Origin of the sequence: Kribbella antiqua (genome assembly GCF_004345665.1) — a bacterium.
GTDB classification, from domain to species: domain Bacteria; phylum Actinomycetota; class Actinomycetes; order Propionibacteriales; family Kribbellaceae; genus Kribbella; species Kribbella antiqua.
In genome coordinates this window covers 1-23854 of the sequence record NZ_SLWR01000011.1, presented here as the reverse complement: position 1 = coordinate 23854, position 23854 = coordinate 1, and the positions used below count along the sequence as shown (strand labels likewise).

At 68.0% G+C, this 23854-nt stretch carries 23 protein-coding genes; 13 read left to right on the top strand and 10 right to left on the bottom strand.

The annotated features are described in order from the left end of the window. Window positions 1-111 precede the first annotated feature (111 nt). The 4 genes from EV646_RS28460 to EV646_RS28445 all read right to left on the bottom strand — a co-directional run bounded on the left by EV646_RS28460 (window position 112) and on the right by EV646_RS28445 (window position 3170). Window positions 112-1218, bottom strand: coding sequence for a glycosyltransferase (locus EV646_RS28460; RefSeq protein WP_132153952.1), 1107 nt, complete (start codon window positions 1216-1218; stop codon window positions 112-114). Further along, the gene (locus EV646_RS28455; protein ID WP_199237244.1) at window positions 1215-2339 is read right to left on the bottom strand and encodes a glycosyltransferase family 4 protein; all 1125 of its coding nucleotides are present in this window, start codon (window positions 2337-2339) and stop codon (window positions 1215-1217) included. Before EV646_RS28455 ends, EV646_RS28460 begins: the two co-directional genes overlap by 4 nt. Window positions 2340-2515: 176 nt before the next feature. Then, entirely contained in the window at window positions 2516-2956 is a 441-nt protein-coding gene (locus EV646_RS28450) for a type II toxin-antitoxin system VapC family toxin (RefSeq protein WP_132153950.1), read from the bottom strand. Then, on the bottom strand, window positions 2943-3170 hold the full coding sequence (locus EV646_RS28445; RefSeq protein ID WP_132153948.1) for an AbrB/MazE/SpoVT family DNA-binding domain-containing protein: 228 nt from the start codon (window positions 3168-3170) through the stop codon (window positions 2943-2945). The genes EV646_RS28450 and EV646_RS28445 overlap by 14 nt, the downstream gene beginning before the upstream one ends. 122 nt (window positions 3171-3292) lie before the next feature. On the opposite strand from EV646_RS28445, the gene EV646_RS28440 reads away from it, so the two are divergent. Continuing rightward, the gene (locus EV646_RS28440) at window positions 3293-4873 is read left to right on the top strand and encodes an acyl-CoA mutase large subunit family protein (RefSeq protein ID WP_132153946.1); all 1581 of its coding nucleotides are present in this window, start codon (window positions 3293-3295) and stop codon (window positions 4871-4873) included. Window positions 4874-4899: 26 nt separating this feature from the next. On the opposite strand, the gene EV646_RS28435 is transcribed toward EV646_RS28440, so the two are convergent. After that, window positions 4900-6087 carry an amidohydrolase gene (locus EV646_RS28435; RefSeq protein WP_132153944.1) on the bottom strand — a complete coding sequence of 396 codons (1188 nt, stop codon included), beginning with the start codon at window positions 6085-6087 and terminating at the stop codon, window positions 4900-4902. 216 nt (window positions 6088-6303) lie between these two features. Between EV646_RS28435 and EV646_RS28430 the strand changes: the two genes are divergently transcribed. The 6 genes from EV646_RS28430 (at window position 6304) to EV646_RS28405 (ending at window position 13342) form a co-directional block, all read left to right on the top strand. Then, window positions 6304-7374 carry a BMP family lipoprotein gene (locus EV646_RS28430; protein WP_132153942.1) on the top strand — a complete coding sequence of 357 codons (1071 nt, stop codon included), beginning with the start codon at window positions 6304-6306 and terminating at the stop codon, window positions 7372-7374. A gap of 102 nt (window positions 7375-7476) precedes the next feature. After that, window positions 7477-9030 (top strand): ABC transporter ATP-binding protein, encoded by a 1554-nt coding sequence (locus tag EV646_RS28425; protein WP_132153940.1) that lies wholly within the window; start codon window positions 7477-7479, stop codon window positions 9028-9030. Then, complete coding sequence (locus tag EV646_RS28420) at window positions 9027-10217, top strand: ABC transporter permease (RefSeq protein WP_132153938.1); 1191 nt, start codon at window positions 9027-9029, stop codon at window positions 10215-10217. The genes EV646_RS28425 and EV646_RS28420 overlap by 4 nt, the downstream gene beginning before the upstream one ends. Continuing rightward, window positions 10214-11674, top strand: coding sequence for an ABC transporter permease (locus tag EV646_RS28415; protein ID WP_241996385.1), 1461 nt, complete (start codon window positions 10214-10216; stop codon window positions 11672-11674). The genes EV646_RS28420 and EV646_RS28415 overlap by 4 nt, the downstream gene beginning before the upstream one ends. A 1-nt stretch (window position 11675) precedes the next feature. Next, window positions 11676-12068 (top strand): cytidine deaminase, encoded by a 393-nt coding sequence (locus EV646_RS28410; RefSeq protein ID WP_132153936.1) that lies wholly within the window; start codon window positions 11676-11678, stop codon window positions 12066-12068. Next, the gene (locus EV646_RS28405) at window positions 12068-13342 is read left to right on the top strand and encodes a thymidine phosphorylase (protein ID WP_132153934.1); all 1275 of its coding nucleotides are present in this window, start codon (window positions 12068-12070) and stop codon (window positions 13340-13342) included. The genes EV646_RS28410 and EV646_RS28405 overlap by 1 nt, the downstream gene beginning before the upstream one ends. Window positions 13343-13524: 182 nt before the next feature. Here EV646_RS28405 and EV646_RS28400 read toward each other — a convergent pair whose 3' ends face one another. The 4 genes from EV646_RS28400 to EV646_RS28385 form a co-directional block, all read right to left on the bottom strand. Beyond that, on the bottom strand, window positions 13525-14175 hold the full coding sequence (locus tag EV646_RS28400) for a hypothetical protein (RefSeq protein WP_132153932.1): 651 nt from the start codon (window positions 14173-14175) through the stop codon (window positions 13525-13527). Between the two features lie 89 nt (window positions 14176-14264). Further along, on the bottom strand, window positions 14265-14864 hold the full coding sequence (locus EV646_RS28395; protein WP_199237243.1) for a uridine kinase family protein: 600 nt from the start codon (window positions 14862-14864) through the stop codon (window positions 14265-14267). A 66-nt stretch (window positions 14865-14930) separates the two neighbouring features. Beyond that, window positions 14931-15716 (bottom strand): phosphotransferase, encoded by a 786-nt coding sequence (locus EV646_RS28390; protein ID WP_132153928.1) that lies wholly within the window; start codon window positions 15714-15716, stop codon window positions 14931-14933. 6 nt (window positions 15717-15722) lie between these two features. Next, window positions 15723-16682 (bottom strand): sugar-binding transcriptional regulator, encoded by a 960-nt coding sequence (locus tag EV646_RS28385; RefSeq protein ID WP_199237242.1) that lies wholly within the window; start codon window positions 16680-16682, stop codon window positions 15723-15725. Window positions 16683-16792: 110 nt separating this feature from the next. On the opposite strand from EV646_RS28385, the gene EV646_RS28380 reads away from it, so the two are divergent. The 6 genes from EV646_RS28380 (at window position 16793) to xylB (ending at window position 23287) form a co-directional block, all read left to right on the top strand. Beyond that, window positions 16793-18193 (top strand): ABC transporter substrate-binding protein, encoded by a 1401-nt coding sequence (locus tag EV646_RS28380; protein WP_132153924.1) that lies wholly within the window; start codon window positions 16793-16795, stop codon window positions 18191-18193. 13 nt (window positions 18194-18206) lie between these two features. Further along, window positions 18207-19157: a carbohydrate ABC transporter permease gene (locus EV646_RS28375; protein WP_132153922.1), complete on the top strand. Its 951-nt coding sequence runs from the start codon at window positions 18207-18209 to the stop codon at window positions 19155-19157. Continuing rightward, on the top strand, window positions 19154-19993 hold the full coding sequence (locus EV646_RS28370; RefSeq protein WP_132153920.1) for a carbohydrate ABC transporter permease: 840 nt from the start codon (window positions 19154-19156) through the stop codon (window positions 19991-19993). The genes EV646_RS28375 and EV646_RS28370 overlap by 4 nt, the downstream gene beginning before the upstream one ends. Then, on the top strand, window positions 19990-21462 hold the full coding sequence (locus EV646_RS28365) for a mannitol dehydrogenase family protein (protein WP_132153918.1): 1473 nt from the start codon (window positions 19990-19992) through the stop codon (window positions 21460-21462). The genes EV646_RS28370 and EV646_RS28365 overlap by 4 nt, the downstream gene beginning before the upstream one ends. A gap of 57 nt (window positions 21463-21519) precedes the next feature. Further along, complete coding sequence (locus EV646_RS28360) at window positions 21520-21735, top strand: hypothetical protein (RefSeq protein ID WP_132153916.1); 216 nt, start codon at window positions 21520-21522, stop codon at window positions 21733-21735. Window positions 21736-21856: 121 nt separating this feature from the next. After that, window positions 21857-23287, top strand: coding sequence for a xylulokinase (gene xylB / locus EV646_RS28355; protein ID WP_132153914.1), 1431 nt, complete (start codon window positions 21857-21859; stop codon window positions 23285-23287). A 291-nt stretch (window positions 23288-23578) separates the two neighbouring features. Here xylB and EV646_RS38995 read toward each other — a convergent pair. Continuing rightward, window positions 23579-23854 (bottom strand): hypothetical protein (locus EV646_RS38995; RefSeq protein ID WP_241996384.1); only part of this gene is annotated, 276 nt, incomplete at its 5' end.

Genomic DNA, 23854 nt, shown 5'->3' with positions numbered 1-23854 from the left:
AGAGCAGGGGATTCCGGCGCGCACCCCGAACGCACCGGCGAGAGAAGGTAAAGAAATACCGTGTACGACGAGCGCTCCGCAACCCCATTGCAGCTTTGTGCAATGCGGGAGTCAGGCGGCCATCCGAGACTGAGCGAGCCGGCTGTGGAGGGCGAGCATGTGGTTGACGCAGGTGGGCCAGTCGTAGAGCTCGGCTCGGCGTCGGGCTGCGGCTCTACGGCCGGGCAATTGTGCCAGTTGCAGTACGGCGTCGGCGAGGGCTGCGGGGGTGGCCGGGGCCCAGCGGCCGCAGGAGTCGTCGACCAGCTCTCGGGCGCCGCCGGTGTCGGCCGTGACTACCGGCGTACCTGAGGCGAGAGCCTCCAGGACAGCCAAGCCGAAGGTTTCGCCGGGGCAGACGGACAGCGCGATGTCTGCCTCGGCGAGGTGTCGAGCGAGGGTTCGGCGGCCGTCGACGTAGCCGTGGAAGGTGATCGGGGCGGATCCCGCGATCGCGACCAGTTCGTCAAGGTGGGGGCCAGAGCCGTAGACGTCCATGCGCATGTTCACGCCGCGGCGGTGGAGCTCGACCGCGGTGGCTACGGCGAGGTGTGGGCTCTTCTCGCGGGAGAGGCGGCCGGCGTGGACGAGTTTGAGTACGCCGTCGTCGACCGGCTCGCCGAGCGACGGGTGGAACGTGTCGAGGTCGACGCCCAGCGGGATGCGGACGAGTGGCGTGGTGACCTCGTCGAACTCTGCTGCGGCGTAGCGCGAAGTCACCACGACCGCGTCGTACGTGCGGCTGAGCAGCTTGTAGAGCGCGCCGACACCGGCCGCGACGCCGAGCTGGCGGCCGGTGCGCAGGGAGAGCATTGCGTCGAGGCGTTCGTGGCTGAACAGGACCGAGCCGATGTCGTTCCGTCGGGCCCACCTTGCCACCGGCAACAACGTGGACTTGTCGGAGATCTCAACGGTGGTTGGGCGGAAGCGTTCAAGGGTTTCGATGACTCGCCACGGGTCCGTGATCAGCCGGTAGCCGCCGCCGACCTTCGGTGCTTTCATCCGGATCACGGTGCCGGCCTCGGTGTCGATCACGGTGTCCCGTTCGCCGGGCGTGATCACGATCCGCTCCGCGCCCGCTTCGACGTACCCCTGGCCGAGGTGCTCGATCGCGGTCCGCATCCCGCCGGACGTGGGTCCGACGAAGTTGGCCAGCTGGGCGATCCGCAGTTGCGTCATGCGACCCGCCGTACGGCCGCCGCGTCCCGCAGTACGTCGGCATAGTGCCGGTCGACCAAGTCGTCGACCACCGCCGGCCAGGTCCTGGTCTGTACGCGTTCGAGGCCTGCGGCCGCCATCCGCGCGCGGGCCATCGGGTGGTCGAGCAGGGCTTTCACTGCGTGGTGCAGCGATCCGGGCCGGCCTGGTTCGAACAGCAGGCCGTTCGTGCCCGGCTGGATCAGGTCGAGCGGACCGCCCGCTGCCGGGCCGACCGTGGCGACGCCGGATGCCTGCGCTTCCTGGATGGTTTGGCAGAAGGTCTCGTGCTCGCCGGTGTGCACGAAAACGTCCAGCCCGGCGAAGATCGACGCCAGGTCGGCGCCGCGGCGCATTCCGAGGAAGGTTGCGTTGGGCAAGGAGTTCTCCAGCGATGCGCGGTCCGGGCCGTCGCCGACGATGACGACCTTGCAGTTGAGATCGCTGAGCTCGGCAAGACGCCGGACCTTCTTCTCCGCGGCCAGCCGGCCGACGTACCCGACGATCGGACGGCCGTCCGGCGAGATCTCCCGGCGCCAGTTCTCGTCGCGGTGCTTGGGATCGAAGAGATCCAGGTTGACGCCGCGCCCCCACAGGTGGACGTTCGGTACGCCGCCCTGGACCAGCTGCTGCACCGACGCCGACGACGGCGCGAGTGTGCGGTCAGCGCGGGAGTGGACCCGTCGTACCCAACGCCAGATCCCGCGGTCCGCGGCGGCGAACCACGGGTACTGCCGGGCGAATCCGGCGATGTCGGTCTGGAAGATCGCAACCGTCGGCAGGCCCAGCTTGCGCGCACTCCGCAGGCCGTAGGCGCCGATGATGAAGGGAGACGCGAGGTGAACGAGGTCCGGCTTGAATTCGGCCATCGCCCGCTCGATCGACGGATCAGGCAGACCGACCGGGAACTCCTTGTACCCCGGCACTCCGAAACTCCGGGCCCGCAGCACGGGGATCCCGCCGTAAGTGTCAGGACCGGGGCCGGCGGCAATGATCAGCAGCTCGTGCCCCCGGGCGAGCAGCCGGTCGGCGACATGGCGAGCCGTGTTCGCCACGCCATTGATCTGCGGCAGGAAGGACTCAGCGACCATCACGATGCGCACAGCTCGAAGGTTCCCGACCCACGGTGAACCCTCGGCGACGCTCCCGTGACACGGCGTCGATGACCTGTCGACACATGCAGGGACGTCAAGTGTCCTTCAGGTAGCCAACCGGCACCACTCGGTTAGTGCCACACGAACTACGGGAGTCGCCACACAGACTGCCGACGGCAAACCAGCTAACTGTCCGGTGAGATGAGGGGGATGGTGGGGAAGTAGGTGGTGTAGCGGGCGGCGTCTCGGGTGAGGAGGCGGTGGCCGGCTATGGCGGCGTGGGCGCCGATGTAGAAGTCGGCTAGTGGGGAGCGGCGGTGGCCGCCGCGGCGGCGGTAGGTGAGATAGGCCTTGCCGGCTAGGAATCCTGCCTCGAACGGCAGCGGTTCGCGGCGTAGGTCGGCGTCGTCGAGCACCTCGTCGAGTTCTTCGATCGAGGTGAAGTCGACCGACACTTCGGCGTACACGATCGGGTTGATGACGAGCGGCCCTTCGTCGGCGGCCTGCGCGAGGGCGGACTCCGACCAGTCGGCCCATTTCGGGTCGTTGGTGGTGAGGTCGAGGATCACGCAGGCGTCGACCAGGGTCGCCGGTGGACGGACGAGACTCGGCTCAGTCCTCGCCACGGAGTAGGTCCATGATCTCGTCGGTACTCATGCCGCTCTTGCCACGACCGCGCAGCCGCGCGGCGATCTGGCGACCGTGCGACTTATGCTCCGCCCGGGTCAGATGTACGACGTTGCCGTGGATGGTGAACTCGACCTCGTCACCCTCGTGCAAACCGAGGTGCTCGCGAATCTCGAGGGGCACGGTCAGTTGACCCTTCGACCTGAGCTTCATCGGCGCCTCCCGGTAGGAATCCAACCAGTAGGAATCTTACCAGAGACGTCGGTCACACAGGGTGGTTGATGTCACCTGGGTGGGCGTACCAGTGGACGGGTGGTTCGGCCTACCGTGGGGGGATGAGTCGTCGGAGTGAGTCGGGGTTCGAGATCGAGCCGGTGTATGGACCGGAGGTGCTCGCCGGGTTCGAGGCGGACGCCAAGCTGGGGGAACCGGGGAAGTATCCGTTTACCCGTGGGGTCTACCCGACGATGTACACCGAGCGGCCGTGGACCATGCGTCAGTACGCCGGTTTCGGTACGGCGGCCGAGTCGAACCAGCGGTACCACCAGCTGATCGACCACGGGACCATGGGCCTGTCGGTCGCGTTCGACCTGCCGACGCAGATGGGGTACGACTCCGACGCCCCGATCGCGCACGGCGAGGTCGGCAAGGTGGGCGTGGCGATCGACTCGATCGACGACATGCGGGTGCTGTTCGACCGGATCCCGCTGGACCAGGTGTCCACCTCGATGACGATCAACGCGCCCGGCTCGGTGCTCCTGCTGCTGTACCAGTTGGTGGCCGAGGAGCAGGGCGTGTCCGGTGACAAGCTCACTGGCACGATCCAGAACGACGTACTGAAGGAGTACATCGCCCGTGGCACCTATATCTATCCGCCGAAGGAGTCGCTGCGGCTGATCAGCGACATCTTCGCCTACTGCAAGGCGGAACTGCCGCGCTGGAACACCATCTCGATCTCCGGCTACCACATGGCCGAGGCCGGGGCGACACCCGCGCAGGAGATCGCGTTCACGCTGGCGAACGGGATCGAGTACGTGCGTGCCGCGGTGGCGTCCGGGCTCGACGTGGACGAGATCGCGCCGCGGTTGTCGTTCTTCTTCGTGGCGCGGACGACGCTGCTGGAGGAGGTGGCGAAGTTTCGCGCCGCGCGGCGGATCTGGGCCCGGGTGATGCGGGACTCCTTTGGTGCCAAGAACGCGAAGTCGCTGATGTTGCGGTTCCACACTCAGACGGCCGGCGTGCAACTGACGGCGCAGCAGCCGGAGGTCAATCTCGTCCGCGTCGCGGTCCAGGGTCTGGCCGCCGTACTGGGTGGGACCCAGTCGCTGCACACCAACTCGTACGACGAAGCGATCGCGCTGCCGACCGAGAAGGCGGCCCGGCTCGCGCTGCGGACGCAGCAGGTCCTCGCGTACGAGACCGACATCACCGCGACTGTCGATCCCTTCGCCGGTTCGTACGTCGTCGAGTCGTTGACCGACGAGGTGGAGTCGGCCGCGATCGAGCTGATGGACCAGGTCGAGGAGTACGGCGGTGCCGTCGCGGCGATCGAGAAGGGCTTCCAGAAGCAGGAGATCGAGCGGTCGGCGTACCGGATCGCCCAGGAGATCGACTCGGCCGAGCGGGTCGTGGTCGGCATGAACAAGTTCAGGATCGCCGAGGAGGAGCCGTACGAGCCGCTCCGCGTCGACCCGGCGATCGAAGAGCAGCAGCGCGAACGCCTGGCCAAACTCCGCGCCACCCGCGACCAGGCCGCCGTCGACGAAGCCCTGGCCGCCCTCAAAACCGCTGCCCAAGGCAACGAAAACTGCCTCTACCCGATGAAACAAGCCCTCAAAGCCCGAGCCACCGTAGGCGAAGTCTCCGACACCCTCAGGGACGTCTGGGGCAACTACATCCCCGCTGACACCTTCTGACTGGACCGGTCTGGTCCGCTCAACCGCTAGTCCAGCAACGCACACCCGGTGAGGACCTTGGTGCCCAGCGCGATCGCGTCCTCATCGGGGGTGAACCCCGACGTGTGCAGATCAGCGGCCGTGTCAGTACCGGCCGGCCGGACCCCGAGCCGAGCCATCGCGCCCGGCACATGCTCGAGGTACCACGCGAAGTCCTCGCCGCCGAGGCTCTGATCCGTCGCCGCGACCGCCTCCGACCCGAGCGTCTGGACGACCGCGTTGTGGAACACCTCGATCGCACCCGCGTCGTTGACCACCGGTGGTACGCCGTGCGTGACCTCCGTGTCGACCTCCACGCCGTACGGCGCAACGAGCTGGTCGGCGAGCATCGGAACCATCTCGGCGGCGGTGCGCCAGGCATCGCCGTCCAGGCAGCGCAGGGTGCCTTCGGCCTCACCACGGGAGGGGATCGCGTTCGCCGCCGAGCCGGCGGTGATGCGTCCCCAGACCAGCGACAGCCCGGCCCGCGGGTCGACCCGGCGGGAGAGAGCCGCGGGCAGCTCGGTGACAACGGTGGACAGCGCGTACACCAGGTCCGCGGTGAGATGCGGCCGGGACGTGTGCCCTCCCGGCCCGGAAAGCCGAACGAGGATCCGGTCGGAGGCCGCGGTCAACGCGCCCGTCCGTAGCCCGACCTGGCCCACCTCCAGCCGTGGGTCGCAGTGCAGGCCATAGATGCGGTGCACGCCTTCCAACCCGCCGGCCGCGATCACCCCCAGCGCACCGCCAGGGATCACTTCCTCGGCCGGCTGGAAGATGAGCCGCACTCGCCGGTCGAGCCCGCCGTCCTTGGCCAGCCCCGCCAGCGCCAGCCCCGCGCCCAGCAGAGCCGCGGTGTGTACGTCGTGGCCGCACGCGTGCGCGACGCCTTCGACCGTCGAGCGGTACGGCGATGGCACGCCGTCGCGGACCGGTAGGGCGTCGATGTCAGCCCGAAGCGCCACGCACGTGTCGCCGGAGCCGATGTCACAGATCAGTCCGGTCCCGGTCGGGAGCACCTGTGGGGACAGCCCCGCCTCGGTCAGCCGCCGCTGCAGCAGCTCCGTCGTACGGACTTCGTGCCAGCCCAGTTCGGGGTGAGCGTGCAGGTCCCGGCGGACGGCGATCGCCTCGTTCCGGAACTGGTCGACGCGGTTCGCCACGTCGGCGGGCAGCTCCCCGCGCGCAATCGTCATGCGGTGATTGTGCCTTACCCGCGGCCAGTGACGCCTGCAGTGCGTTCTGTGACCGCTCCGGACGATCTCCGCCCGGCCGTGCGAAAGTCCGATTACTTTCCGGTATCGGGGCCACTCTTCGCATACAGAGAGGGGCCCGAGGCACCTATAGTCTGCGGGTGCGGCGCGCTGGGGAAGGCGTGTCTGCCTTTCTGGTCTCGACGCAAGGAGGCGTCCGTGAAGAAGTACGTAGGGGGACTGGCAGCGGTGAGCGCGATCGCGCTCACGATCGCCGGTTGCGGCAGCAAGCCGGCCGAGGAGTCCTCCGGGTCGACTGCCAACAAGGATTTCAACGCCTGCATGGTGTCGGACTCGGGTGGTTTCGACGACAAGTCGTTCAACCAGACGTCGTACAAGGGCCTTCAGGACGCGGTCAAGGACCTCGGAGTGACCGAGAAGAAGGCCGAGTCGAAGTCCGACAACGACTACCCGACGAACATGAACGCGATGGTCGCGGCCAAGTGCAACATCATCGTCCCGGTCGGCTTCAAGTTGGCCGACGCGACCGAGAAGGCCGCGAAGGCGAACTCGGGCATCAAGTTCGCCATCGTCGACTACAACGGCTTCAAGGCACCGATCGCGAACGTCAAGCCGCTGGTGTTCAACACCGCGCAGTCCAGCTTCCTGGCCGGCTACCTGGCCGCCGGGATGTCGCAGTCCGGCAAGGTGGGCACCTTCGGCGGTGCGCAGATCCCGACCGTGACGATCTTCATGGACGGCTTCGCCGAGGGCGTTGCCTACTACAACAAGCAGAAGAGCAAGAACGTCACGGTGGTCGGCTGGGACGCCACCACTCAGAAGGGCTTGTTCACCGGTGACTTCGAGTCCACCTCGAAGGGCCAGCAGAACGCGCAGAACCTGATCACCCAGGGCGCCGACATCATCTTCCCGGTGGCCGGCCCGGCCGGTATCGGCGGTCTGCAGGCGGCCAAGGCCAGCGGCGGCAAGGTGAACGCGATCTGGGTCGACACCGATGGCTGCGTGAGCGCGGCGGACTACTGCAGCGTGCTGCTGACCAGTGTGTTCAAGGGCATGGACGTGGCCGTCGAGGACGCCATCAAGGCAGCGGTGGAGAACAAGTTCAGCAACGAGGAGTACGTCGGGACGCTGGCGAACAACGGCACCGGCCTGTCGCCGTACCACGACTGGGACAGCAAGATCCCGGCCGAGCTGAAGTCCGAGATCGACCAGCTGAAGAAGGACCTGATCGACGGCAAGGTCACCGTCGCCTCGAAGGCCCAGCCGTAACCCGCGCCGCAGCGCACAGCTAGCGAGATCGTTCGGTAGCGTTCGAGCCAGGAGGGCGGCCACCGTCGCCTTCCTGGCTCGCCGTCTGGAGGGAGGCCTCAGATGCACCTCGAGCTCTCGGGACTGACCAAGAGTTTCGGCTCGCTGGTCGCCAACGACAGCATCGACCTGGTCATCGAACCAGGAGAGATCCACTGCCTGCTGGGCGAGAACGGCGCGGGCAAGTCCACCCTGATGAACATGCTGTACGGGCTGCTGCAGCCCGACTCCGGCGAGATCATCATCAACGGTGAGAAGGTGGTCATCGACTCGCCGAGCGCGGCCATCCGGCACGGCATCGGCATGGTCCACCAGCACTTCATGCTGGTCCCGGTCTTCACCGTCGCCGAGAACATCATGCTCGGCCGGGAGCAAACCCGCGGCGGCGGAGTGCTGGACCGGAAGAAGGCGTACGCGCGGGTGCGGGAACTGTCCGACCAGTACGGACTGCACGTCGACCCGGGCGCCCTGGTCGAGGACATCCCGGTCGGGGTGCAGCAGCGGGTCGAGATCATCAAGGCGCTGGCGAACGACGCCGAGGTGCTGATCCTGGACGAGCCGACCGCCGTACTGACGCCGTCCGAGATCGACGACCTGATCGCGGTGATGCGCCAGTTCAAAGAGGCCGGCACGTCGATCGTCTTCATCACCCACAAGCTCAAAGAGGTCAAGGCGATCGCGGACAAGATCACCGTGATCCGCCGTGGCAAGGTGGTCGGCCAGGCCGAGCCTTCGGCCAGCGAGGAAGAGCTGGCCGAGATGATGGTCGGCCGGGCTGTCGAGCTGGTGGTGGACAAGCAGGAGGCCGACGCAGGCGACGTACAGCTGGAGGTTCGCGGCCTGACCGTGATCGACGAGCGCGGTCACACCGCTGTCGACAATGTCGATCTCGACGTCCGGGCCGGTGAGATCGTGGCGCTGGCCGGTGTCCAGGGCAACGGTCAGACCGAGCTCACCGAGGCACTGCTCGGGCTCACCCCGGTCGCGGCCGGCGCGATCAGCCTCGGCGGCAAGAACATCACCCGGGCCGGGACCCGGGAACGGCTCGAGGCCGGCATCGGCTACGTGCCCGAGGACCGTGCGCACGACGGCTTCGTCGGCTCCTTCTCGGTCGCCGAGAACCTCGTCCTCGACCTGTTTCGCCGGGCGCCGTTCAGCGCCGGTGTGGCGTTGCGGACCGGTGAGATCGAGCGCAACTGCGAGGAGCGGGTGGAGGAGTTCGACATCCGCACGCAGTCGATCACCCTGCCGGTGTCCTCGCTGTCCGGCGGCAACCAGCAGAAGGTGGTGCTGGCCCGGGAGCTGTCCCGGTCGCTCAAGCTGCTGGTCGCCTCGCAGCCGACCCGCGGTGTCGACGTCGGGTCGATCGAGTTCCTGCACAAGCGGATCGTGCGCGAGCGGGACAACGGCACCGCGGTGCTGATCGTGTCCACCGAGCTGGACGAGATCGCCGCGCTGGCGGACCGGATCGCGGTGATGTACCGCGGCCGGATCGTCGGCATCGTCGGCGCGGACACCCCGCGCGACGAGCTGGGCCTGATGATGGCCGGTGCCTCCAAGCAGGAGGCCGAGGTCGAAGCCACCGAACACCCGACCACGTTGGGGAGTATGGAATGACGACCGACACCGAGCCGGTGGTGGAGAAGCCGCCCGTACGGCGCCGGTCCGGCCTGCCCGGCTGGGCCGTTCAGGCGCTGGTGTCGCTGAGTGCGATCGTGCTCGCGCTGGTGGTGGGCGCCGTACTGATCATCATCGGCGACGAGAAGGTGAAGTCCGCCTCGAGCTACTTCTTCGCCGCGCCTGGGGACACCATTTCCGCCGCGCTGACCGCGGTCGGCGACGCGTACCAGGCGCTGCTGGTCGGCGCAGTCGGCGGGCTCAACCCGATCGCCGAGTCGCTCACGCAGGCGACGCCGCTGATCTGCGGTGGTCTCGCGGTCTCGCTGGCCTTCCGCACCGGACTGTTCAACATCGGTGCCCAGGGCCAGTTGATCGTGGGTGCGATCTTCGCCGCCTGGGTCGGGTTCGCCTGGCACCTGCCGGTCGGGATCCACCTGATCATCGCCGTGATCGCCGGCATCATCGGCGGCGCGATCTGGGGTGGCCTGGTCGGCCTGCTGAAGGCGCGGACCGGGGCGCACGAGGTGATCGTGACGATCATGCTGAACTACGTGGCGATCTACCTGCTGCAGTGGCTGCTGACCACCAGCGCCTTCCAGCGGCCGGGGCGCACCGACCCGATCAGCCCGATCGTCGACAGCAACGCGCAGTACCCGCAACTGAGTGGCAACCGGCTGCACCTGGGCTTCGTGCTGGCGCTGGTCGCCGCGGCCTTCGTGTGGTGGCTGCTGAATCGCTCGACTGTGGGCTTCGAGCTGCGGGCAGTGGGTGCCAACCCGGATGCCTCGCGGACGGCGGGTATGAGCGTCGGCCGCGCGTACACGATCGCCATGCTGGTCGCAGGTGCGCTCGCTGGTTTGGCGGGCACGCAGCAGGTATTGGGTACTGATCTGCCGCTGACCGATGGTGTGGCGGCCTCGGTGGGCTTCGACTCGATCACTGTCGCCCTGCTGGGTCGGGGGACTCCTGTCGGAACCGTGCTGGCCGGTCTGCTGTTCGGAGCGCTGAACGCGGGCGGTCTGCAGATGCAGCTGCAGACTCAGACCGCGCTGACCCTGACCACTGTGCTGCAGGCCGTGATCGTGCTGTTCGTCGCAGCTCCCGCTCTGGTGCGCTCGATCTTCCGCTTCCTGCCCAGGGAACGCGGGCTCGGCGCCGTCCTCGCGAAGGGGTGGAACGGATGACCACCACAGAAGCCACCGAACCGGCCGGTCCGACCGAACCGGTCGAGGTCGAGCGGACCATCGAGTCGCCGACCGAGCGGGCCCAGCGGATCCGCTACGGCAGCATCCTGCTCGTTCTCGCCGCGGTGACGATCTTGCTGGCGGCAACTACCGGCGACGGCCGGGCTGCCTTCGGTTTGCTGGGTGGCAGCGAAGTGCTGGGCAGTGCCGCCGCGTGGGTGGGGATCCTCGTGCTGCTCGCCGCGACCGTGGCAGCCGTCGTACTGCCGTTCACCGGACGGGCGCCTCGGGCGACCGCCGCGCTGGCGCCGTTGCTGCTGCTCTTCGCGGTGATGTTCTTCAAGACCAAGGGCTCCGCCTCGTTCTCGGTGCCCGCGGGTGCGACCGCCTGGACGCTCGCCGTACTCGCGGTCGCGTGTGCGGTGGTGTGGGTTCTGCGGGTCGCCGGGGGCCGGCTGAACGGCCTGCTCGGCAGCATTGTGGTGATCGGGTTCTTCGCCGCATTCCTGTGCTGGGCGGTCGCGGGCAAGAACCTCGCCTTCCCGATCTCCAACCAGTTCCAGGGCACGCTGAACTTCGCCACCCCGCTGATCCTCGGCGCGCTGGCCGGCGTGGTCTGCGAACGGGCCGGCGTGATCAACATCGCCATCGAGGGCCAGTTCCTGTTCGGAGCCTTCACCGCGGCCTTGGTCTCCAGTACGACGGGGAGCTCGGCGGCGGCGCTGATCGCGGCAGCGGCGACCGGCGTACTGCTGGCCGCCTTGCTGGCGGTGTTCTCGATCAAGTACCTGGTGAACCAGGTCGTCCTCGGCGTCGTACTGGTGGTGTTCGCAACCGGTGTCACCGGCTACCTGTACGACGAGTTCATGCAGGAGAACGCGGCCGATCTGAACACCCCGCACGTACTGACGGCGGTGAAGATCCCGGGTCTGGGCGACATCCCGTTCATCGGGCCGATCCTGTTCAACCAGACGGTGCTGGTGTACCTGATGTACCTGGCGGTGGCCGTGGTCACCTTCGTGCTGTTCGAGACGCGCTGGGGTCTGCGGGTCCGGTCCGTCGGCGAGCACCCGAAAGCGGCGGACACGGTCGGCATCAAGGTCAGCCGGGTGCGCTACTCGGCGGTGCTCTGGGCCGGCGTGCTGGCCGGTCTGGGCGGCGCGTTCTTCACGGTCGGGTACGGCGGTGCGTTCGTGAAGGAGATGACGGCGGGCAACGGCTTCATCGCGCTGGCCGCGTTGATCATGGGCCGCTGGCACCCGATCGGCGCGACCGTCGCGGCGCTGTTCTTCGGCTTCGCGACCCAGCTGCAGTCGCAGCTGCAGATCGTGGACACGCCGATTCCGGGTGACCTGCTGCTGATGGCGCCGTACCTGGCGACGGTGGTTGCGGTGGCCGGTCTGGTCGGACGGGTCAGAGCACCGAAGGCCGATGGTGAGCCCTACGTCAAGGGCTGAGATGGCTGCGGTGGACTGGCCGGCGCTGCGCGAGGCGGCGCGGGCGGCGATGCGACGCGCCTACGCGCCGTACTCCGGGTTCCCGGTGGGTGCGGCGGCGTACGCCGACGACGGACGGATCGTTGCCGGGTGCAACGTAGAGAACGCTTCCTACGGGCTGACCCTCTGCGCTGAATGCGGGCTGGTGTCGGAGCTGCACCGGACCGGGGGTGGCCGGCTGGTTGCGTTTACCTGCGTGAACCACGACGGCGAGCTGCTGACGCCGTGCGGGCGCTGCCGGCAGTTGCTGCACGAGCACGGCGGCCCGGGTCTGCTGATCGAGACGGCGACCGGATCGCGGCCGTTGCGGGAGTTGCTGCCCGAGGCGTTCGGGCCGGAGTACCTGGAGGACTGATGAGCTTCGACGCGGTCGACGTGATCCGTACCAAGCGGGACAAGGGCGAGCTGAGCGACGGTCAGATCGACTGGGTGATCGATGCCTATACCCGCGGCGCCGTCGCCGACGAGCAGATGTCGGCGCTGGCGATGGCGATCCTGCTGAACGGGATGAACCGGCGCGAGATCGCCCGCTGGACCGCGGCGATGATCGCCTCCGGCGAGCGGATGGACTTCACCAAACTGTCCCGGCCGACCGCGGACAAGCACTCCACCGGCGGGGTCGGTGACAAGATCACGTTGCCGTTGGCCCCTTTGGTGGCGGCGTGCGGCGTCGCCGTACCGCAGCTGTCCGGCCGCGGCCTCGGTCACACCGGCGGCACGCTGGACAAGCTGGAGTCCATCCCGGGCTGGCGCGCCGCGTTGTCGAACGACGAGCTGATGCATCAGCTCGAGGAGGTCGGCGCGGTGATCTGCGCGGCCGGTGACGGTTTGGCGCCCGCGGACAAGAAGCTGTACGCGCTCCGCGACGTGACCGGGACGGTCGAGTCGATTCCGTTGATCGCGAGCTCGATCATGAGCAAGAAGATTGCCGAGGGCACCGGTGCCCTGGTGCTCGACGTCAAGGTCGGCTCCGGCGCCTTCATGAAGGACTTCGACGACGCCCGGGAGCTGGCCTCGACGATGGTTGCGCTCGGCACCGATGCCGGGGTGAAGACCGTTGCCCTGATCACCGACATGTCGGTGCCGCTCGGCCTGACCGCCGGAAACGCCTTGGAGGTCAGGGAATCTGTCGAGGTACTCGCCGGCGGCGGTCCTGCCGACGTGGTGGAGCTAACCCTCGCGCTAGCCGTGGAGATGCTGGCAGCTGCCGGGGTGACCGACGTCGATCCTGCTGAGAAGCTTCGGGACGGTACGGCGATGGATGCCTGGCGGCGGATGGTCGCGGCTCAGGGCGGGGATCCGGCGGCCTCGTTGCCGGTCGCTCCTGAGCAGCACGTCGTACCGGCTCCTGCTTCTGGGATGCTGTCGAAGCTGGATGCGTTGGCTGTTGGGGTGGCTGCGTGGCGTCTGGGTGCGGGGCGGGCGCGCAAGGAGGACCCGGTCTCCGCGGTGGCCGGCGTCGAGCTTCACGCGAAGCCCGGCGACCACGTTGCCGAGGGTCAACCGCTGCTGACCTTGCACACCGACGATCCTGCCCGTTTCGAGCGTGCTTTGGAGTCGCTGGCCGATGCGGTCGAGGTCTCCACGTCGTACGAAGTGAAACCCCTGGTGATCGAGCGCATCGCCTGACCTCGTAGCCTGCCAACCCGGCTGACCCGCCCGCCGCGCCCGGCTGACCCCGCCCGCGCCGCGCCGCGCCCGGCTGACCCCGTCCGTCATTTGATGGGTCCACCCATCAAGTGGGGGGTTCCCGGCCCGAATACCGACGGGGAACCCACAAGCTGATGGGTGAACCCACCAAACGCCGAGCGCTAGCTCGACTTGGTGGTGAGGCGGGCGCGTTGGTGGGTGGTGAGGGTGGTGAGCAGCGCGGTGTCGGGCTGGGGGTTGGTGCCCAGGGCACCGGTTTGGCGGATGGTCAGGGTGGCTACCAGGGCGCCGACGACGAAGCTGGACTCGGCGACCGCCTCGGACTGGCCGGTGCCGCCGTCGTACTCGACTCTGGCGTCGGTCAGCGCGTTCGGGATGTTGAGCGAGCGTACGTGCGTGTCCTGACCCCAGAAGCCTTGCTGGAGGGTCTTCGCCTTGGCCGGGGTGGCGGCTTTGAAGAGCTGGACGGTGAAGCGCTTCTTCTTGTCGGGGCTCAGCCGGGTCGCGCGGTAGCCCTCGGTGAAGCCGGCGTTCAGCAGCAGTGCGCGGTCAAGCGCCGGTACGGCGGACCACCGGTCGAGGAAGGTGGACACGGTGAAAGCGCCGCCGGTGTCGCGCGAGTCGGCGACGTAGCCGCTTGGCAGCACTACCAGCCCGTCCAGTGAACTCTTCGGGGCTGGGTCCTTCAGCGGCTTGGTTGCCTTGGGCGCCGATGCGGTGTCCACCGTTGCACCGGCGTCACTCCCGCACCCGGTCACACCGAGCAACAGGGCAATCACCACAACGGCAGCGCCTGGTGTGGTCCGATCCACGATCCGACTCCGTCCGCGTTCTCACCCCGAGAACAATTCCGGCCCGATGGCATCAGACGAAGGTGAACACGGGACGAACGTCCCACGAATCAATGGGAGCGGGCTTCTGTGAGCAGAGCCTCGATGCGGCGGCGGGCCGCCTTGGGGTGCAGGGGTTCACAGCCGGCGTCGACACAGCGGCGGACCACGACGGGGTCGTCGCGGAGGAGCAGCAGGCCACGGCGGAGCAGGGTGAACGGCGGTTTGCGACGCTCCCGCAGGTCGCGCTGGAAGCGCCGTACGAAGGTGACCAGGCGGTGGTGGCGGACGCAGATGGCGGCCGCGAGCAGGTCGCGGTCGCGGAGCGTGCTGACGATCTGGTCGGCGAAGATGCCTTCGGCAATGATCAGCGGTGAGCCTTCGGTGCTGACCGGGCGGTGCCCGACGGTGCCGTCGGCGGAGATGTCGTAGATCGGCATGTCCGCCTCACCCGTCGTACACAGCGTCTCCAGAGCCGCGACCGCCCGCTCGCCGTCCCACGACCGCGGGTCGTCCCAGTCGACAATCCCCAGCGGCGACCGCGGCATCGCCTCGTCGTCCCCGTCCCGGTAGAAATCATCCAGCCGTACGACGGGCAGCCCAACAACCTCGGCCAAATGCGACTTCCCCGCCCCCGACGGCCCCGCCAGCAACACCACCCGCGCACTCACCCGCCCCATTCTCCGCCACCCGGTGCCGAACGACAGGAGGCCCCCGGTGACAACCAACCTGCTAGCTCAGAGCAGGGCGTGACGGAGGGCTTCCGCCTGGGTGGTGAACCAGTGGTTGGTGCGGTCGGTGAGGTCTGACTCGTAGGTGGTCCAGCGTTGGTGGAACCAGGGGTGGCCGGTTTCGGCGCCGCGGCGGACGTAATCCATGCACCAGACGTGGTTGAGGACCGCGGCGTCGACCAGGCGGAGGCGGTCGGCCTCGCCCAGCTCATAGGCGTCGGCGAAGTGGCGGAGGCGTTGGAAAGTGCGACCTCGTCGTACGTCGGTAATGTCGGCATCCGGTCGCAGCGGCGCCCAGAGGCGGATCGCGGCGGCGACGTCCCACAGGGCTGAGCCCGGTCCGGCGAGGTCGAAGTCGATCAGGGCGACCGCCTCGCCGTCGCGGAAGACGATGTTGTCCAGGTTCGGGTCGTTGTGGCTGACCAGGCCGTCGATGTACTCCGGCGGCACCGGCTCCAACCACTCCAGGCCGTCCCCGGCGAAGTCGGCGACCGCCGAGTGGTAGCGACGCAGCAGCCGAGCCACGCTGCTCAGCGCGGAGTCCGTCATCGACCAGGCGGGGTACGGCGCTGTCACCGTCTCGCCCGGCAGATACGACAACACCTCCCGGCCGGCCGCATCGATCCCGAGCAGCTTCGGCGCACCGTCGAACCCGACCCGATCCAGATGCTCGAGCAGCGCGTGCGTCGCGGGGCTGCTCGGCCGGAGCGGACGCCGTACCGTATCGCCGACGCGCACCACCAGACCGCGGTTGGCGGTGCCGCCGAGGAGCAGGGTTTCCACCTCACCCATACTGGCTCAGATTGGCTCGTCCAGCAGTGCCTTCGCGAGCGGACTGTGTGTCACCAGGCCGTTGACGAGGCCGCTGCGGACCGCGGCGCGGACGGCGTCCACCTTCGCCAGGCCGTACGGGATCGCGATCACCTCGTCGATCGCCGCCATCTGCTCGGCGCTGATCGCGATCACCCGGTCGGTCACCCTGCTCTGCACCGGCGCGCCGGCGGCGTCCACGAAGACCCCGGAAATGTCCCCGACAACTCCACGCCGGAGCAGCTGATCACACGCCTTCTCGTCCATCGCGTCGTACAAGGTCGACTGCCCGGCCGCCCACGAACCGAGCCCGACCACGGCCTTCGTCACGGAGTCGAAGTGGCTGATCGCCTCGGCCACCTCGGGCTGCTGACGCAACGCCCGCGCGGTCGCCGCGTCCGGCACCACCAGCGGCGCGTAGAAGAGGTACGCCGGTCCGCCGGACAAGCGGGCCGTGTGTCGCACGAGCTCCACCGAGTTCGCCTCCACATCGGGCCGGGTCAGCGCACCGGTCAGCTGTACGACGGGAACCGGGGCCAGCGAGGTGAGCTGCTCGGTCATCGCGGTGACGGCGCGTGCCCAGGCGAGTCCGAGGACGTCCTCGGGGGTGACGATCTCGGACAGCAGGTCCGCGGCCGCCTTGCCGAGCTGGGCGCGCAGGGCCGCCGGGTCCTCCTCAGGCGTGTCCACCACGATCGCCCGGCGCAGACCGTACGACTCCTGCAGTCGCGCGGAGAGGTCGAGGTCGATCGCGCCCGGGTGGCTGATCTCGATCCGCACCAGCCCGCTGCTGCGCGCCTGGTCGAGCAGCCGCGCCACCTTGAACCGGCTCAGCCGGAACTCGTCGGCGATCTCCACCTTGGAGCGACCGTCGACGTAGTACCGGCGCGCGATCGACGCCGTCAGAACGAGCTGCGCCGGCCCGAAGACGTTGGTGCCCGACTCCATAGAAGCCTCCCCGCTCATATGAGCACTGCTGCGCCCTAGTGTTGCACAGACTCTTGACAGGTCAAGGCGTTCCCGGTTCACTCATGCTGTGTGAGCAGACCTCTGCTCAAATGAGCAACCCCCGACCGACGGCGAAGGAGCGGCTCGTGCTGGGACAGCGGAAACGCCTCGGGGCGGTCGCGATCGCATTCCTGGTGAGTGCGGTCAGCGGCTGTGCCGGGTGGGGCGGTGGTGCGGGCGGCGGTGGCGCCGACAGCATCAACGTGCTGATGGTGAACAACCCGCAGATGGTCGACCTGCAGAAACTGACCGCGGACAACTTCACCAAGCAGACCGGCATCAAGGTGAACTTCACCGTGCTGCCGGAGAACGACGTCCGGGACAAGATCAGCCAGGAGTTCTCCAGCCAGGCCGGTCAGTACGACGTCGCGACGGTGAGCAACTTCGAGATCCCGATCTACGCGACCAGCAAGTGGATCGCCCCGCTGTCGGACTACATCGCCAAGGATCCGTCGTTCGACCAGGACGACATCCTCAAGCCGATGACCCAGTCGCTGTCCGGCGCGGACGGCAAGATCTACGGCGAACCTTTCTACGGCGAGTCGTCGTTCCTGATGTACCGCAAGGACGTGCTGGCGTCGAAGGGCATCACGATGCCGGCCAACCCGACCTGGCAGCAGGTCGCGGACATCGCGGCCCAGGTGGACAACGCGCAGCCGGGGATGCGCGGCATCTGCCTGCGCGGCCAGCCCGGCTGGGGCCAGGTGTTCGCTCCGCTCACCACGGTCGTGAACACCTTCGGCGGCACCTGGTTCACCAAGGACTGGCAGGCGGGGGTGAACTCGCCGGAGTTCACCCAGGCGGTGAAGTTCTATGTCGACCTGGTCCGCGCGCACGGGGAGGCGGGCGCACCACAGGCCGGCTTCACCGAGTGCCTGAACAACACCATCCAGAGCAACGTGGCGATGTGGTACGACGCCACCTCCGCGGCCGGATCACTCGAGGCACCGAACTCACCGGTCAAGGGAAAGATGGGCTACGCCCCGGCGCCGGTGGTGAAGACTGACAGTTCCGGCTGGCTGTACGCCTGGGCCTGGGGCATCCAGGAAGCGTCGAAGAAGAAGGACAACGCCTGGAAGTTCATCTCCTGGGCCTCCGGCAAGGACTACGAGAACCTCGTCGGCGAGCAGCTCGGCTGGTCCCGGGTCCCGGCCGGCAAACGCGCTTCGACGTACGAGAACCCGGCGTACCTGAAGGAGGCGGCCGCGTTCGCGGAGCCGACCAAGCAGGCGATCGAGAACGCGGACCCGACCGACCCGGGCACGCAGCCGCGGCCGGCGATCGGCATCCAGTTCGTCGACATCCCGGAGTTCCCGGACCTCGGGACCCAGGTCAGTCAGGACGTGAGCTCGGCCATCGCCGGGCGGATGAGCGTCGACGAGGCACTGAAACGCGGGCAGGAGCTCGCCGACGACGTCGCGGAGCGCTATCGCTCCCGGCAAGCGAAGTGAGGGGAAGGCTCAAATGTCCGTCGACACAGAGACCCGGCCCGGTCGTCACGCGGCGCAGCCGCCTCCGGACGGCACGATGATGCGCAAGGCCGGCGACTGGGCCCGGCGCGGTCCGCTGCTGCCGGCCCTGATCTTCATGATCATCGTGACCCAGCTGCCGTTCGTGGTCACCATCGTGGTGTCCTTCATGGACTGGAACGCCTACTACCCGGACGAGCGTGGGTTCGCCGGGGTCGACAACTTCCGCCGGGTGCTGACCGACGCGAACACCCGGCACGCGATCTGGGTGACGATCCTGCTGACCGCGGGCGTCGTCCTCATCAGCCTGGTCCTCGGACTGCTGATCGCGATGCTGCTGGACCGGAAGTTCCGCGGTCGTGGCGCGGTCCGGACGATGATGATCACGCCGTTCCTCGTCGTACCGGTGGCTGCCGCGCTGTTGTGGAAGCACGCGCTGTACAACCCGACGTACGGACTCTTCAACGGCGTACTGAAGTGGTTGTTCGGTGACAACGCGCCGCAGCCGGACTGGATCAGCAACCAGCCGCTGTGGTCGATCATCTTCGCGCTGGTCTGGCAGTGGACGCCGTTCATGATGCTGATCCTGCTGGCCGGCTTGCAGAGCCGTCCGCTGGACGTGATCGAGGCGGCCGGAATCGACGGAGCGAACCAGTGGGAGATCTTCCGGTACATGACGTTGCCGCACCTGCGGCAGTACCTGGAGCTGTCCGCGCTGCTCGGGTCGATCTACGTCGTACAGAACTTCGACGCGGTCTTCACGATCACCTCGGGCGGTCTTGGTACGGCGAACCTGCCGTACACGATCTACCAGACCTTCTACACCGCGCACGACTACGGCCGTGCTTCGGCGGCGGGCGTGATCGTGGTGATCGGCACCATCTTGATCGCGACGTTCGCGCTGCGGTCGGTGTCCACCTTGTTCCGAGAGGAGGTTGGCCGATGAACGAGCGCAGCGAGTTCATCTCGAAGCGTCGCGGTGGTGGGTGGGCGCTGAGCGGGCTGGCCTGGATCGTCGGCATCCTGTTCGTGCTGCCGGTGGTGTGGATGTTGCTTACCTCGTTCCACTCCGAGGAGGACGCGGCGAAGAACCCGCCCGACCTGGGCGCGCCGTTGACACTCGACGGATACCGGTCGTTCTTCGACACCGGGCCGTGGCCGTCGATCGCGAACTCGCTGACCGCGAGCATCCTGTCGACCGCGCTGGTGATCCTGCTCGCGTTCCCGGCGGCGTACGCGCTGTCCATCAGGCCCGTCCGCAAATGGACGGATGTGCTGTTCTTCTTCCTGTCCACGAAGATGCTGCCGGTGGTGGCCGGCCTGCTGCCGATCTACCTGTTCGCGCAGTCGGTCGGGTTCCTGGACAACATCTGGTTGCTGATCATCCTCTACACCTCGATGAATTTGCCGATCGCGGTCTGGATGCTGCGCAGCTTTCTTTCCGAGGTGCCGGTCGAGATCCTCGAGGCCGCGTCGGTCGACGGCGCGAATCTGACCCGCACGCTGCGATCCGTGGTCGCCCCGGTTGTTACCCCGGGAATCGCGTCGGCGGCGCTGATCTGCTTCATCTTCAGCTGGAACGAGTTGCTGTTCGCCCGGGTGCTGACCGGCACGGTGGCGCAGACCGCGCCGGTGTTCTTGACTGGGTTCGTGACCAGCCAAGGATTGTTCCTCGCGAAAGTCTGTGCCGCGTCCATCGTGGTGTCGTTGCCGGTACTGATCGCCGGGTTCGCCGCCCAGGACAAGCTCGTCCAGGGCCTGTCGCTGGGGGCGGTCAAGTGACCGCACTGTCCACTGCCGCTTTGGATGCCCTGGGCAACGACGTCGCCGTACCGTCGTACGACCGTACGGCGGTCCGGCCCGGCATCGTGCACTTCGGCGTCGGCGGCTTCCACCGGGCCCATCAGGCGATGTACCTCGACCGGCTGATGAACTCCGGCGTCGCCCTCGACTGGGGCATCGTCGGGGTCGGCGTCCTGCCGCAGGATCGGCGGATGTACGACGTACTCGAAGCGCAGGACCATCTGTACACGCTGGTGGTCAAGCACCCGGACGGGACGATGGAGCCGCGGGTGATCGGCTCGATCGTGGACTACCTGTTCGCACCGGACGATCCCTCGGCCGTGCTGGACCGGATGGTGGATCCGGCGACGCGGATCGTGTCGCTGACGATCACCGAGGGCGGCTATCACGTGAACCAGGTGACCGGCGAGCTCGATGCCTCCGATCCTGGGTTGGCCGCTGATCTGGTGCCAGGTGCTACGCCGTCGACCGCCTTCGGGTTTGTTGTCGAGGCGCTGGCGCGTCGGCGGGCGGCCGGGGTGCCGCCGTTCACGGTGATGTCCTGCGACAACATTCCCGGCAACGGTCATGTCGCGCGGAGGATGCTCTCCTCGTTCGCCCGGCTGAAGGATCCTTCGCTTGCCGACTGGATCGCTGACGAGGTGCGATTCCCGAACTGCATGGTGGACCGGATCACGCCGGTGACCGCGGACACCGATCGCGCGGCGCTGGCCTCGAAGTTCGGGGTCGAGGACGGCTGGCCGGTGGTATGCGAGCCCTTCACCCAGTGGGTGCTGGAGGACGACTTCGGCGGCGACCGGCCGCCGTACGAGGAGGTCGGCGTACAGCTGGTGGAGGACGTCGAGCCGTATGAGCTGATGAAGTTGAGGCTGCTGAATGCGAGTCATCAGGCGTTGTGCTACCTCGGGTACCTGGCCGGGTACCGCTATGCGCACGAGGTGTGCCAGGACAAGCTGTTCGTGGACTTCCTGCTCGGCTACATGGACGACGAAGGTACGCCGACGTTGCCGCCGGTGCCGGGTGTCGACCTGGATCGCTACAAGCACCAGCTGATCGAGCGGTTCGCCAACCCGGAGGTGCGGGACACGCTGGCGCGACTGTGCGCGGAGAGCTCGGACCGGATCCCGAAGTGGCTGATCCCGGTGGTTCGAGAGCAGTTGGCCGCCGGGCGGGGGATCTCGCGGTCGGCGCTCGTGGTGGCTTCCTGGGCCCGGTACGCCGAGGGCGTCGACGAGGAAGGTCAGCCGATCGAAGTGGTGGACCGGCTTCGCGACAAGGTGATGGAGCGAGCGGCGAAGAACCGGGAGGATCCGCTGCTGTTCATCTCGGATCAGGACCTCTTCGGTGATCTGGCGTCCGATTCACGTTTCGTGGCGGAGTACACCAAGGCGTTGTCGTCGCTACACGAGCGCGGCGCCCGGGCGACGCTTGAAGGACTGGCCGGTTGATGGGATCGGACACCACTATGCGGGCGGCCGTGCTGCGCTGTCGTCGTACATCAGGCGATGGCACATGTCGTGCCGGAGCATGAGATCGAGGTGACCGGAACCTTCCGCTATGCGAATACGTGGCCGACGGCGATCGCTTTGGTGGCAAGCGGCCGAGTCGACCTGGACAGGCTGGTGACCAGCCGCCACGGTCTGGAGCAGGCACCGGACGCGCTGGCCGCCTCCCGCCGCGATCCCGAGGCGATCAAGGCGATCGTCCACCCCGGAAGCTGACCCCGGCACCCGCGGCCACACCCGGTCCGGCTGCGGGTGCCGGACCGCTTGTGGACAACGTCGTACGGCGTCTGTCGCGGGCGGCTAGGGTGGTTTTCCGCAGGCTCGAGGAAGGCCGGAGATGAGTGAATCAAGGCTGGTTGCCGGTGTGGACTGTTCCACCCAGGCGACCAAGGTGGTCGTGTGTGACGCCGAGACCGGTGAGGTACTGCGGGAAGGCCGCGCGCCGCACCCGGACGGGACCCAGGTGGATCCGGCCGAGTGGTGGAAGGCCTGGGAGATCGCGTCCGACGGGTTGCTCGACGGCGTCGAGGCGATCTCGATCGGCGGGCAGCAGCACGGCATGGTCCTGCTGGACGAGGCTGGTGAAGTCGTCCACCCAGCCGTGCTGTGGAACGACACCTCCTCCGCCGACGCGACGGTTGAGCTCGTCTCTGACCTCGGCGGCCCGGCCGCGTGGGCCGAGGCGGTGGGTTCGGTGCCGGTGCCTTCGTTCACGGTGACCAAGCTGCGGTGGGTACGCACGGCTGCGCCTGAAGCGGCTGCTCGTGCGTCGGCCGTCGTACTGCCGCATGACTGGATGACACACCGGCTGGCTGCCGACCGTCGTGGCATCGAGGGGATCACCACCGACCGCGGCGACGCTTCGGGGACCGGTTGGTGGTCGCCGGCCTCGGAGAGCTACCGGCCAGACCTGGTCGAGCTCGCCTTCGGGCGTTCGCTGGAGTTGCCGCGGGTCGCCGGTCCGGCCGAAATCGTCGGGCAGACCGCGTTCGGGGCCGCCTTGGCCGCGGGCACAGGGGACAACGCGGCGGCCGCGCTCGGTCTCGATCTGCGACCCGGGGACGTGGCTGTCTCGCTGGGCACGAGCGGGACGGCGTTCGCCCGGTCGGCGCACCCGACCGCGGACCCGAGCGGCCTGGTGGCCGGCTTCGCCGACGCCACCGGCGAGTACCTACCGCTCGTCTGCACGCTGAATGCCGCCCGGGTTCTGTCCGCGACCGCTGAACTTCTCGGACTCGACCTCGATGCGTTCAACGACGCCGCCTTGGCTTCTTCCGGCAGCGGCGGCCTCGTACTCCTGCCCTACCTCGACGGTGAGCGCACACCCGATCTGCCCCACTCGACGGGCCTGATCTACGGATTCACCCGGGCCACTGCCCAGCCCGCCACCATGGCCCGCGCGGCCGTCGAAGGGCTGCTCTGCGGTCTCGCCGATGCCGTCGACGCTCTTCGCGCCGAAGGTCTGCCCGTCCAGCGCGTCCTCCTGCTCGGCGGCGCCGCCCGTTCGCGCGCCGTACAAGCCCTCGCCCCGGCCCTCCTCGGCGCCGAGGTCGTGCTCCCCGAGCCAGCTGAGTACGTCGCCCTCGGTGCTGCCCGCCAAGCCGCTTGGGCGGTGTCTGGCTCGGAAGCCCCACCCACGTGGACAGTCCCGACAGGCAAGCCAGAGTCGCCGGTGATGACCGACGCGGAAGCCGCCAAGGTCCGCGCCCTCTACGCCCACGTCCTCTCCAACACCCGCCCGGTCCTGTCCACCCCGTACCACCGCTAGGCCCCGGCACTGGGCCGCAACAGGGTCTAACTTCAGCCCGGCGAAGACCGTCCTCAAGGTTCCCGGCCAACGCACGAGGAGACACCCCGGACAAGTCTTCGACCCCCAGAACTGGTCAAACACGCCCACGACCACGACCGGGCTCTGGCCAGTCACCCTGGTCACGACCAGTCCGTCCTTCCGAGGATCAGCCGGTCGACTGCGATCTGGCTACCTGTGCGCGGATCGAGAACGGGCTCGGGCAGGCACTGTACTGCGAGCCCGAGTGTGAGTGCGGCGTGACAGGTCGGTCTAAAAGGGTGGCGGATCGGCGTCGGGTACGCGTCGCGGAGCAGGCGTGGGCTGACCGAAGTCACGAGTGTCCGTGTCGGCGTCCGAGCCGCTGCCGGTGCCGGTGCCGGTGCCGCTGTGGGTGTGGGTGTGGGTGGTGATGGGGCCGCGGGCGGGTGGGACGGTGGTGTGGCGGTGGCCAGTGGGGGTGGTGAGGGTGATGGAGCCGTCGGGGTGGCTGGTGGTGGTCCAGCCCCAGGTGGGGGTGTCTTTGATGACGTGGTGGTATTCGCAGTA